Raw genomic sequence first — 11,611 nt, 5'->3', positions numbered from 1 at the left:
GGGCGGTGGCGTCCCCCGGCCGGGCACGGGGGGCGAACTCGACGAAGGCGGTCATCGCCGTCCACACGGCCAGGGTCGGCATCAGCTTGGGCGGCAGGGAGGTGCCCGCAGGGCCGATCAGCGCCACAACCTGCGGCAGGCAGGCGATTCCGACCGCGGTGTAGACGAAATAGACGAGCCGCCGCTTGCTCGACGAGATGTAGAGGATGCTGATCACGATCGCGGAGCACAGCACCAGCACCAGGGTGAAGCCGGCGGTCTCCAGCGTCTCGGTGCCCGCAAGGACGAAGCCCAGCACCGCCCCGAAGAAGATGTTGATCCCGTTCAGATTGGCCCGATATTCCTCGTCGGTCATGCGGGCGCCCTCGAACAGGCGCCTGGCGAGTTTGCGCATGGCTTGCTCCCCCCAATTCCCCTTTGCAGAACATTGCCGGAAGCCGCGGGCTTGGCAACGTGTACGCAACGCGCGCGGGCCTGTTGCAGCGATGCTGCACGCGTGCCGCAGGAGGCGGTGCAGAACTGTTACAAAGGTTGACTTGAAACGCACCCCTTCCTAAACGGGCGCCGCCTTGGCGGGGTTGCTCGCCGTACATGCGTTCCTCCCCCGAACAATGCTTTAGGAGAGGATGGCGCATGGCGGAAAACGGCCCCGGGCAGGACCCTTATGGTTCCGAGGATTCGCGCCTCACGTCGCTGGAACAGCGGCTGAAGCAGGCGAATCATGCGGAGGCCGTGCGGACGGGGCGTGCGAAGGCGGGGGTCGATCGGAATTATTCGCTCGGCAACCGTGTGCTCGCGACGCTCCTCGGGTCCCTTGTCGGCGGCGCGCTGATCGGCTGGTTGCTAGACCGCTGGTTCGGAACGTCGCCCTGGCTCCTGCTCACGCTGCTTGCCCTTGGGGTAGGCGCCGGGTTCAGGAACATCATCAAGATTGCTGGCGAGCGCCCGGAATAACCGGGCGTTCGTCGTATTGGCGGTTGGAAGAAACGTGGCGCAAGGCGGATCCAAGATCGACCCGATGCATCAGTTCCTGATCGAACCCGTGTTCGGTCAGAGCTGGAACCTGTTCGGGTATAATATTGCCTTCACCAACTCCGCGCTGTGGATGGTCGCGACGCTCGTCGTCCTGTGGCTGTTCATGCTCGGCGGCATGAAGGGGCAGACCGTCCCCGGTCGCTGGCAGATGGCGGTGGAGAGCTTCACCGGCTTCATCGGCGACATGCTGACGGCGAACATCGGGCCGGAGGGCAAGCGCTTCCTGCCGTACGTGTTCTCGCTGTTCATGTTCATCCTGATCGCGAACATCCTGGGCCTGCTGCCGTTCGGCCTGGTCCCGGGCGTGCATCCGTTCACCGTCACCAGCCACCTGACCGTCACCGGCGTGCTGGCGATCATCAGCTTCGCGCTGGTGCTGATCGTCGGCTTCTCGCGCCACGGCCTGCACTTCTTCTCGCTGTTCGTGCCGCACGGAACGCCCTGGTGGCTGCTGTGGCTGATCCCGGTGGTCGAGCTATTCTCGTTCCTGGTGCGCCCGTTCAGCCTTGGTCTCCGACTGTTCGTCGCGATGACGGCGGGCCACATCCTGCTGAAGGTGCTGGCGGGCTTCGTGATCAACGGCCTCAATGCAGACGCCGTGTGGGTCGCGCCGCTGGTGGCAATCCCCAGCTTCATCCTGATGATCGGCATCACCCTGCTCGAGCTGCTGGTGTGCGCCATCCAGGCTTACGTGTTCGCGCTGTTGACGTCGCTCTACCTGAACGACGCCGTCAACCTGCACTGATCTTTCCAACCAACAGATACCCAACAGGAGTTTTATCATGGACGCAGAAGCCGCAAAGCTGCTCGGTGCCGGTCTCGCAGCCATCGGTGCGGGCCTTGCCGCACTCGGCGTGGGCAACGTCTTCGCCAAGTTCCTCGAAGGCGCGCTGCGCAACCCGGGTGCCGCCGACGGCCAGCAGGGCCGCCTGTTCATCGGCTTCGCCGCCGCCGAGCTTCTGGGCCTGCTCGCGTTCGTCGTCGCGGTGCTGCTGATCTTCGTCGCGTAACTTCTTTTCGTGACCGGCCGTCGCCCATCCGGGCAGGCGGCCGGTGACGGAAGCACACGCGAACGAACGGGAACCACCATGCCGCAAATCGAACAGATCGCTGCGACCTATGCCTCGCAGATCTTCTGGCTGCTGATCGTGTTCGGCCTGATCTATTTCGGGATCGGGCGGGGCATGGTGCCGAGGATCCAGAGCACGGTCGAGAAGCGCGACGCGCAGATCGCCGACGACCTCGCCGCCGCCACGCGCGCCGGCCAGGAAGCCGACGCGACCGAAGAGGCATGGCGCACCCGCATGGCGGAGGCCCGCCAGGCTGCGCTTGCCGAAACCAACGCCGCCAAGGCGAAGGCGACCGCCGACGCCGCCGAGCGTGCCAAGACTGCCAATGCCGCCATGCAGGCCCGCCTGGATGCGGCCGAGGTCGAGGTCAACCAGGCCCGTGCGAGCGCGCTCGCCAGCCTGGAGGACGTCGCCGCCGACGCCGCCCAGGGGATCGTCGCCAAGCTGGCCGGCATCGAGGTCAGCCGCGAGGCTGCCGCCGACGCCGTCCGCAAGGCGGTGACCCATGGCTAATGTGAACGGATCGACGATCGTGGCCGAACGACTGGACCATGCCGCGGCGCTGGAGCCGCTGGAAAAGCAGCCGATCCGCGGTGAGGACGGGCTGACGGCCGAGCCGATGCACAGCACCGGCGTTCCGGATCAGCACCACGAGCCGAGCCCCACCGCCTGGGGCATGGATTCCACCGGCTGGGTTGCGGTCGCAGCCCTGCTCACGATCCTGCTGCTGGTGTGGCGGCGTGCGCACAAGGGCATCGCCGGCGTGCTGGACACGCGGATTGCGACGATCCGCACCCAGCTCGACGAGGCCAAGCGCCTGCGCGCCGAGGCCGAGGCGCTGAAGGCCGAATACGCCCTCAAGGCGCAGCAGGCCGAGGCCGAGGCAGCGGCGATGCGCGAGCACGCCCATGCCGAGGCGGCGGCGATCGTCGCCAAGGCCGAGGCCGACGCGCAGGAACTGACCAGCCGTCGCGCCAAGATGGCCGAGGATCGCATCGCCGCGGCCGAGCGCCAGGCGATCGCCGAGGTGCGCGCCAAGGCCGCCGACGCGGCTGCCAAGGCGGCGGCATCGCTGATCGCCGAGCGGCTGGGTGCCGAGGGCGACCGCACGCTGATCGACCGCACCATCGCCGGTCTGGGCGCGGGGCTCGGCCGCCCGCACTGATTGAAAGACATGGGCGGGGACCCTGGTCCCTCCCACAGCCTGACAGGGGCGCCGCTTCTCGGGTTTCCGGCGGCGCCCTTTTCCTTTTCCAGAGCCCAGGAGTGTTTCTCATGGCCTGGATCATCCTGGGCATCGCCGTCGTCACCGAGATCTGCTGGGCGCTGAGCCTGAAGTGGGCGGGCACGCAGGCGACGATCGCCGCCTCGTCGGTGCCGATCATCCTTTCCTTCGTGAACATGGGCCTGCTGGCGCTGGCGATGCGCGGCATCCCCGCGGGCACCGCCTATGCGGTGTGGACGGGGCTGGGCGCGGTGGGCGTGATCATCGGCGGCTCGGTGCTGTTCGGCGACCGCATCGGGCCGATGCAGGCGTTCTTCATGGCGCTGATCGTGATCGGCGTGGTCGGCACGAAGCTGTTCGCGCGGGTTTGAGCGGGCGGGGCTAGGCGCCGTATCCCCGCGCGGGGATCCAGGGCCAAGCAGACCAACGGCTTGCGGTGCTGGGGCCCTGGGCTCCCGCCTTCGCGGGAGCACGAGGGCGGCGCAACATCCCGTCCCTTGTTTGTACCCCGGCGAAGGCCGGGGCCCAGTTGGGGGACAGACGGGAGGGTGCGTGACCTCGCCGAGGCCTTCCCGACTGGGCCCCGGCCTCCGCCGGGGTACGGCTGGTCGGCGGAAGGCTGAGTTGCCCGACCTCAACGCTAGCGGGGGAGGGTGAGACTCCCTAGATCGGCACGCAATGTCCGATCCCAATTCTCCCCGCCGATTCAACGAGGAAAAGGCCGCCTACACCGTGCGCGGCGGCACCGATGCGCCCGACCTGGAGGCGGGCGTCGCGGCGATCCGCAACGTGCTCGCGACGTTGCCGGTGCGGCCGGGTGTCTATCGCATGCAGGATGCGCGCGGCGACGTGCTGTACGTCGGCAAGGCGCGCGCGCTGAAGAGCCGCGTGGCGAACTATACCCAGGTGTCGCGCCTGTCGAAGCGGCTCCAGCGCATGGTGTCGCAGACGCGGTCGATGACGATCGTCACCACCAACAACGAGGCGGAGGCGCTGCTGCTCGAGGCGCAGCTGATCAAGCGCTATCGCCCGCCGTACAACGTGCTGCTGCGCGACGACAAAAGCTTCCCCTTCATCCTGCTGCGCGCCGACCACGACTTTCCGCGCATCCAGAAGCATCGCGGCGCCCGGCGCGCGAAGGGCAACTACTACGGCCCGTTCGCGAGTGCGGGGTCCGTCACCCAGACGCTCAACGCGCTGCAGAAGCTGTTCCTGTTGCGCAGCTGCACCGACAGCTTCTTCAAGACGCGCGATCGCCCGTGCCTGCTCCACCAGATCAAGCGCTGTTCGGCGCCCTGTGTCGGCCGCATCGACGAGGCGGGCTATGCCGAGCTGGTGGGCGACGCCAAGGACTTCCTGGCCGGCAAGTCGACCAAGGTGCAGGCGAAGCTCGGCGAGCAGATGACGGCGGCCGCCGAGAACATGGACTTCGAGCTGGCGGCGGTGCTGCGCGACCGGCTGAAGGCGCTGACCTTCATCCAGGGCAGCCAGGCGATCAACGCAGACGGCGTGGGCGACGCGGACGTGTTCGCGCTGGCGTGCAAGGAAGGCACGATCGGCATCCAGGCCTTCTTCATCCGCGGCGGGCAGAACTGGGGCCATCGCAGCTTCTTCCCGCAGCACACCAGCGACGTGCCAGAGGACGAGGTGCTCGCGAGCTTCCTGATGCAGTTCTACGAGGAGGTGCCGCCGCCCCGGAACGTGTTCGTCGACCGCGAGCTTGCCGAGGCCGAGCTGCTGGGCGAGGCGCTGGCCGAGCGGGCCGGGCACAAGGTCGCGCTGTCGGTGCCGCAGCGCGGACCGCGTCGCCGGCTGCTGGAGCAGGCGACGCGCAATGCGGTGGAGGCGCTCGACCGGCGCAATGCCGAGTCGACCACCCAGGCCAAGCTGTTGCGCGAAGTCGCCGACCTGTTCGAGCTTCCCGAGCCGCCCGACCGCATCGAGGTGTACGACAACAGCCACATCCAGGGCACTGCGGCGCTGGGCGCGATGGTGGTCGCGGGGCCGGAGGGATTCCGGAAGGGCCAATATCGCAAGTTCAACATCCGCAACAAGGACACGGTGCCGGGCGACGACTTCGCCATGATGCGCGAGGTGTTCCAGCGCCGCTTCGCCCGCGCGCAGGCGGAGGATCCGGATCGTGATTCGGGCGAGTGGCCGGACCTGGTGCTGATCGACGGTGGCAGGGGGCAGCTCAACGCCGCGCGCGAAGTGCTGGAGGATTTGGGGATCGAGGACGTGTGCCTGGTCGGCGTCGCCAAGGGCCCGCACCACGGCCGCGACGGGCGCGAGGTGTTCCACCTGATGGACGGGCGCGAGTTCACCCTGCCGGTCAACGCGCCGGTGTTGTTCTACCTCCAGCGGCTGCGCGACGAGGTCCACCGCTTCGCGATCGGCGCGCACCGGCAGAAGCGCGCCAAGGCGATGGGCGCGAGCCCGCTCGACGAGGTGCCGGGCATCGGCCCCGCGCGCAAGAAGGCGCTGCTGATGCACTTCGGCACGGCCAAGGCGGTGCGCGGCGCGAGCCTCGCCGATCTGCAGAAGGCGCCGGGCGTGTCGGCCGCGGTCGCGCAGCAGGTCTACGACTTCTACCACGCGCGGTGAGGCGCGCGCGGATCAGTCGTTGGTGAAGCCGACGCCGCCGTTCTTCGGATGGAACGCGGCGAGCGCGCGCGTACGGTCCTTTCGTTCGCGTGCCGCCGCCCATTCCCGCTCCGTGCGGCACAGCTTGCGCGGCACGCGCGAGCCGAGCGTCGTCTGCTCGACGCAGCGCACAGTTTCGGCGGATGCGGGCGGGGGAGGCGGTGCGGCTTGGGCTTGGCCGGCGGCCAGCAGTGCGAGGGCAGAAAGGATCATGCCAGTCTCCGCATGCGATCGGCCTTCTGATTGCGGGCCGATGCCATTCTACGCTGCTCTGCGAGCAGGGTTCCAGCCCCTCAAAAGTGCGCCGTATAGCCGCCGTCCACCGCGAGCACCTGGCCGGTGACGTAGGATGCTTCGGCCGAGGTGAGGAACAGCACCGGACCGACGATCTCCTCCGGCCGGCCCCAGCGGCCGAGCGAGGTGCGGGTGGCGAGATGCGCGGCGATCGCGGGGTCGGCGACCATCGCGGCATTCGCGTCGGTCGCGAAGAAGCCGGGCGCGACCGCGTTGACGGTGATGCCCCGCGGGCCGAGTTCGGCGGCAAGCGCGCGGGTGAGCGCCTCCAGCCCGCCCTTGGATGCGGTGTAGGCGGCGTCCCCGCTGCGGGCGATCGGCCCGGCGATCGAGGTGATGTTGAGGATCCGGCCGCCCGCGGCCATGCCGGGCGCGAGCCGGCGGGCGAGGTCGAACGGCGCGACCAGGTTCACCTCCAGCATGCGGCGGACCGCGGCACGGTCGAGGTCGGCGAGCGGCCGGCGGTCGCGGTGACCGGCGTTGTTGATGAGGATGTCGATCGGCGGCAGCGCGTCCACGCACGTGGCGAGCGCGGCGTCGTCTTCCAGGTCGACGACCAGGGGCTCGGCGGAGCCGCCGTCCGCGACAATCGCCGCGGCGAGCGCCTCCAGCGCGGCGCGGCGGCGGCCCTGGAGGAGGACGTGCACGCCCGTCTGGGCGAGGCCGTGGGCGATCGGCTGCCCCAGACCGCCCGAAGCCCCCGTTACCAGCGCCGTGCGACGTCCAAGCCTGTGGTCCTGTTCCATGGCAGCGCCATAGCGTGGCCGGGGCAAATGCCGAAGCGCCGGCACGTCTGCGGGGGACGCGCCGGCGCCGGGATCAGACCAGTTCGCCGAGGGCCGAGGCTTCGAAGCCCTTCACCTTCGTGGCGTCACCCTCACGGATGCGGGCGACCCAGTCCGGGTTGCTGATGAGCGCGCGGCCGACCGCGATCAGGTCGAACTCGTCGCGCTCCATGCGCTCGATCAGGTTCTCGATGCCGACGGTCGAGGAGCTTTCGCCGCCGAACGCCGCCAGGAACTCGCCCGAAAGCCCGACCGAGCCGACGCTGATGGTGGCCGCACCGGTCAGCTTCTTCGCCCAGCCGGCGAAGTTCAGGTCCTTCTCGCCGTCCAGCTCGGGGAACTCGGGCTCCCAGAAGCGGCGCTGCGAGCAGTGGAGCACGTCGACACCGGCATCGACCAGCGGCTGCAGCCAATCGGCCATCAGCTCGGGCGTTTCGGCCAGGCGCGCGGCATAGTCCTGCTGCTTCCACTGGCTGAGGCGCAGGATGATCGGATAGTCGGGGCCAACCGCCTCGCGCACGGCCTTCACCACCTCACCCGCGAAGCGCGAGCGCTCGCGGATGGTGGCGCCGCCCCAGCGGTCGGCGCGCTCGTTGGTACCGGCCCAGAAGAACTGGTCGATCAGATAGCCGTGCGCGCCGTGCAGCTCGACCGTGTCGAAGCCGAGCCGCTTGGCGTCGGCCGCCGCGCGGGCGAAGGCGGCGATGGTGTCGGCGATCGCCTCTTCGCTCATCGTCTCGCCGCGCGGCTCGCCGGGCGCGAGCAGGCCCGAGGGGCTTTCGACCGGTGCGTCCGGCTCCCAGTCGCCCGACCGGGTTGAGCCGGTGTGCCAGATCTGCGGGCCCATCTTGCCGCCGGCGGCGTGGACGGTGTCGATCACCTGCTGCCAGCCCGCGAGCGCCTGCTCGCCGTGGAACAGCGGAATGCCGGCCATGTTGCGCGAGGCGGGACGGTCGATCACCGTGCCTTCCGACAGGATCAGGCCCACGCCGCCTTCGGCGCGGCGGCGGTAATAGGCGGCCTGGGGCTCGCCCGGGATGCCGGCGGGCGCGAACCCCCGCGTCATCGGCGCCATGACGATGCGGTTGGCAAGTTCGAGCGACTTGATGCGGAAGGGGCGAAAGAGGACGTCGGCGGAAGCGGACATGCGGAGGGGCTCCGTTTGGAAACAGGAGCTGCTCAGGTATACACCGCAAGACGAAGGTCAATACCGTACCGAGCGGTATTGAAGGCATGTCCGGGAAACCCATCGGTGCCCGGGACGATCGGTCCGCGCTCGATCCGGCCGCGATCCGGCACTTCATGCCCGGCAGGCGCCTGAAGCACCCAAGCTTCTGAACAAATGCACCAATACTGCACGAAATGCCCATTTGCGCGGTCCTCAAACCGGCCTAGGTTGGCGGCGGGGAAGAGGGGGAATTCATGCGATATCGTTGTGCGTCGGCGCTGGCGCTCCTGCTGTCATCGGTTCCTGCCTGGGCCGGGGACAAGCCGCTGTACCAGCCGGCGCCCGACTGGGTGAAGCCGGCGCCGCCGATCGACACGGGCAAGCTGGACGGCGAGTCGCCGGTGGTGATGCTGTTCGACCAGCAGCAGCGGCTGCACGACGGGCAGAGCTGGGCCTATACCGACAGCGCGACCCGGATCGCCTCTGCCCAGACGCTCAACCAGGCGGGTACCGTGCAGCTGCCGTGGCAGCCGGACGGCGGCGACCTGATCATCCACCGCGTCGAGATCCTGCGCGGCAACGAGCGCATCGACGCGCTCGCGAAGGGCGAACGCTTCACGGTGCTGCGGCGCGAGGAGCAGCTGGAGCAGCTGCAGCTGACCGGCGTGCTGACGGCGACGATGACCGTGGAGGGCCTGCGCGTCGGCGACGTGCTGCGCGTGACCTTTTCCAACACCAACAAGGATTCGGCACTGGCCGGCAACGTCCAGACGGTGATGCCGCTGGTCAGCGAGCCGCTGCGCGTCGGCTTTGCCCGCGCCCGCCTGCTGTGGGACGGCGCCACCCCGGTGAAGTGGAACGCGCATGGCAAGGGCATGCCGCCGATGCCGATGCGCGCCGGCGCCTATCAGGACCTGGAGGTCACCGTGCCGCTCGCCAAGGCGGAGGAACTGCCGGGCGACGCACCGGCTCGCTTCCGTCGCCTGGAGATCCTGGAGGCGAGCAGCTTTGCCGACTGGCAGGCGGTCTCGCGCACGATGGAGCCGCTCTATCGCACCCCGGGGCTGATCGCGCCGGGAAGCGCGCTTGCGGGCGAAGTGGCCAAGATCAAGGCGGCCCATGCCGCGCCGCTCGACCGGACGGCGGCGGCGCTGCGGCTGGTGCAGGACGAGGTGCGCTACCTGTTCAACGGCATGGCCGGCGGCAATTACCACCCGCAGTCCCCGACCGACACGTGGCAGCGCCGCTATGGCGACTGCAAGGCGAAGACGCTGCTGCTGTTGGCGCTGCTCCATGCGCTCGACGTGGAGGCGGAGCCGGTGCTCGCCAGCATCGGCATGGGCGACCTGGTCACGGAGCGGCTGCCGAGCGCCGCGGCCTTCAACCATGTGATCGTGCGGGCGACCGTCGACGGGCGCACGCTGTGGCTGGACGGGACGGACTCGGGCATCCGGCGCGAGGACCTGGGCGACACGCCGCCGTTCCGCAATGTCCTGCCGCTGCGCCCCGCGGGCGCGGGGCTGATGCCGCTGCCGATGGTGGCGCCGACCCGGCCGCAGGGCCGCTCGATGCTGGAGATCGATCAGAGCGCGGGCTTCACCCTGCCGACGCCGTTCAAGGCAAAGATCGAGGTGCGCGGCGCGATGGGGCAGGAGCTGAACCTGGCCGCGTCGCAGGCCGATCGCGAGCAGAAGGACGAGATGGTCGGCGGCATCCTGTCGCGCCTGCTGGGCGGCGCGCTGATCGTCGATCGCTCGATCCGCTGGGATGCCGCCACCGGCATCGCCACCATCGAGGCCTCGGGCGTCGCCGACAGCGCGTGGTCGCTGGAGGAACAGAAGCTCCAGCTGGGGCTGGACCAGGCGATCGGGCAGCTGAGCTTCGACCCGGACCGGTCGCGCACCGCGTGGCAGCAGCTGCCGGTGGCGACCAACGGACCCTCGCATACCGAGGTCACGATGCGCGTCCGCCTGCCGGACGGCGGCAAGGGCGTGACGCTGGAGGGCGACCGCGAGCTGGCCGGCCGCTACGCCGGCCTGACGGTTCAGCGCCAGGTGACGCAGGAAGGCGGATGGCTGGTCGCGCGCGACGTGCTGCTCGCCGACGGGGCCGAGATCGCGCCGGGCGAGATCGCGGCGCAGCGCGCCCGCGTCGCCCAGGCCAAGAACCGGCTGCTGGTGGCCGTCGCGCCCGAGCAGCGGCCGGCGCATTGGGAAGAGGTGATGGCGGCCCGCCGCGACAAGCGGCTGGGTGCGCTGGAGGCGGTCTTTGCCAAGGATCTGGCGGCGAACCCCAAGTCCGCCGAGGCGTTCGAGCGCCGGGCGCGGTTCCGCACCGGCCTCTACGACTGGCGCGGCGCGCTGGCGGACGTGGACCAGGCGATCGCGCTCGGCGCGACGATCGACCGGTACCTGTGGCGCGCGGAGCTGCACCAGCAGGTCAACGATGACGCCAAGGCGCTGGCCGATCTGCGCGCGGCCGAAACGCTGGAGCCCGCCAGCATCCCCGTGCAGCTCGCGATCGCGCAGTTCGAGGCGGAGCATGGCCAGGCGACCGCGGCGCTCGCCCGGATCGACCGGCAGAGCCCGACCGGTGGCGAGCAGCGCAGCAACCTGCAACTGGTGCGCAGCAACGTCCTGGCCGAAGGAGGGCGCGTCGATGATGCGCTCGCCTCCCTGGATTCGGCGGTGAAGACGAGCCCCGGCCAGGCGACGCTGCTCAACGGGCGGTGCTGGCTGAAGGGGACGCGCAACGTCGCGCTCGACACGGCGCTGCGTGACTGCACCAAGGCGATCGAGCTTGCGGAGAGCCCATCGAGCATCCTGGACAGCCGCGGCATGGTCTACTTCCGGATGAACCGGCTGGACGACGCGCTGGCGGACTTCGATGCGGCGCTGGAGATGGCGCCGGGGATGCCGGCCTCGCTGTTCATGCGGGGCGTGGTGCGCAAGGCGAAGGGCGATGCGGCCGGCAGCGCCGCCGATTTCGCCGCGGCAACGCTGCAATCGCCACGCATCGCCGAGGAATATGCCCGCTACGGGATCAAGCCCTGATCCCCCGAACCGACGTTCGTCGGGCAAAAAGAAACGGGCGGCCCGGGATGTCCGGACCGCCCGTTCGCGTACAAGGAAGGTGCGCTTACTTGCTGTCGTTCGCAGCGCCCGAGACGGCGTCGCCTGCCGACGAGACGTCGCGGCCCGCGCCCTCGACCGTGTTGCACGCGCTGACCATCAGAGCGCCGGCGATCGCCATCAAACCAAAAACCTTGCGCATGAAATCCTCCATGAACCGTTGAATCTGCAGGATGGGAATGCCTCGCCGCCATTTTCGTTCCGCAATCGGATCGATCCCGCGAAAACCGCGCGCAGCTGTTGCAGCGCTGCCGCGGTAG

The 11,611-nt window shown here is 69.4% G+C and carries 13 protein-coding genes; 8 read left to right on the top strand and 5 right to left on the bottom strand.

Annotated elements, in window-relative coordinates; translation table 11 throughout:
- Positions 1-394 (bottom strand): hypothetical protein (locus VPH46_RS15925; protein WP_416612785.1); only part of this gene is annotated, 394 nt, incomplete at its 3' end.
- A 239-nt stretch (positions 395-633) separates the two neighbouring features.
- Here VPH46_RS15925 and VPH46_RS15920 point away from each other — a divergent pair.
- The 7 genes from VPH46_RS15920 to uvrC all read left to right on the top strand — a co-directional run bounded on the left by VPH46_RS15920 (position 634) and on the right by uvrC (position 5,934).
- On the top strand, positions 634-954 hold the full coding sequence (locus VPH46_RS15920) for an AtpZ/AtpI family protein (protein WP_125959025.1): 321 nt from the start codon (positions 634-636) through the stop codon (positions 952-954).
- A gap of 34 nt (positions 955-988) precedes the next feature.
- Positions 989-1,780 carry a F0F1 ATP synthase subunit A gene (locus VPH46_RS15915; protein WP_125959024.1) on the top strand — a complete coding sequence of 264 codons (792 nt, stop codon included), beginning with the start codon at positions 989-991 and terminating at the stop codon, positions 1,778-1,780.
- 37 nt (positions 1,781-1,817) lie between these two features.
- Positions 1,818-2,045: a F0F1 ATP synthase subunit C gene (locus VPH46_RS15910; protein WP_055927075.1), complete on the top strand. Its 228-nt coding sequence runs from the start codon at positions 1,818-1,820 to the stop codon at positions 2,043-2,045.
- Positions 2,046-2,123: 78 nt separating this feature from the next.
- A complete protein-coding gene (locus VPH46_RS15905) occupies positions 2,124-2,618 on the top strand; it encodes an ATPase (RefSeq protein WP_416612782.1) in 495 nt (164 codons plus the stop codon).
- Positions 2,611-3,270: a hypothetical protein gene (locus tag VPH46_RS15900; protein WP_416612780.1), complete on the top strand. Its 660-nt coding sequence runs from the start codon at positions 2,611-2,613 to the stop codon at positions 3,268-3,270. Before VPH46_RS15905 ends, VPH46_RS15900 begins: the two co-directional genes overlap by 8 nt.
- Positions 3,271-3,380: 110 nt before the next feature.
- Entirely contained in the window at positions 3,381-3,701 is a 321-nt protein-coding gene (locus VPH46_RS15895; RefSeq protein ID WP_125959021.1) for a DMT family transporter, read from the top strand.
- A gap of 307 nt (positions 3,702-4,008) precedes the next feature.
- Positions 4,009-5,934, top strand: coding sequence for an excinuclease ABC subunit UvrC (uvrC, locus tag VPH46_RS15890; protein ID WP_416612778.1), 1,926 nt, complete (start codon positions 4,009-4,011; stop codon positions 5,932-5,934).
- A gap of 12 nt (positions 5,935-5,946) precedes the next feature.
- Here the strand turns inward: uvrC and VPH46_RS15885 are convergent, their stop codons facing one another.
- From VPH46_RS15885 to VPH46_RS15875, 3 genes are all read right to left on the bottom strand, one after another.
- Positions 5,947-6,186, bottom strand: coding sequence for a hypothetical protein (locus VPH46_RS15885; protein ID WP_416612776.1), 240 nt, complete (start codon positions 6,184-6,186; stop codon positions 5,947-5,949).
- An 80-nt stretch (positions 6,187-6,266) separates the two neighbouring features.
- Positions 6,267-7,013 (bottom strand): SDR family oxidoreductase, encoded by a 747-nt coding sequence (locus VPH46_RS15880; RefSeq protein ID WP_416612775.1) that lies wholly within the window; start codon positions 7,011-7,013, stop codon positions 6,267-6,269.
- Between the two features lie 73 nt (positions 7,014-7,086).
- Positions 7,087-8,199 carry an NADH:flavin oxidoreductase gene (locus VPH46_RS15875; RefSeq protein WP_416612773.1) on the bottom strand — a complete coding sequence of 371 codons (1,113 nt, stop codon included), beginning with the start codon at positions 8,197-8,199 and terminating at the stop codon, positions 7,087-7,089.
- A gap of 275 nt (positions 8,200-8,474) precedes the next feature.
- Here VPH46_RS15875 and VPH46_RS15870 point away from each other — a divergent pair, with 275 nt between their 5' ends.
- The gene (locus VPH46_RS15870; protein ID WP_132882587.1) at positions 8,475-11,273 is read left to right on the top strand and encodes a DUF3857 domain-containing protein; all 2,799 of its coding nucleotides are present in this window, start codon (positions 8,475-8,477) and stop codon (positions 11,271-11,273) included.
- Between the two features lie 85 nt (positions 11,274-11,358).
- Here VPH46_RS15870 and VPH46_RS15865 read toward each other — a convergent pair whose 3' ends face one another.
- The gene (locus VPH46_RS15865; RefSeq protein WP_416612787.1) at positions 11,359-11,493 is read right to left on the bottom strand and encodes an entericidin A/B family lipoprotein; all 135 of its coding nucleotides are present in this window, start codon (positions 11,491-11,493) and stop codon (positions 11,359-11,361) included.
- Positions 11,494-11,611 lie beyond the last annotated feature (118 nt).

This window comes from Sphingomonas sp. MJ1 (PH-R8) (genome assembly GCF_048058635.1).
Taxonomy (GTDB): Bacteria; Pseudomonadota; Alphaproteobacteria; order Sphingomonadales; family Sphingomonadaceae; genus Sphingomonas.
The sequence above is the reverse complement of the archived record's forward strand: the minus strand, read 5'-3'. Positions and strand labels throughout refer to the sequence as shown.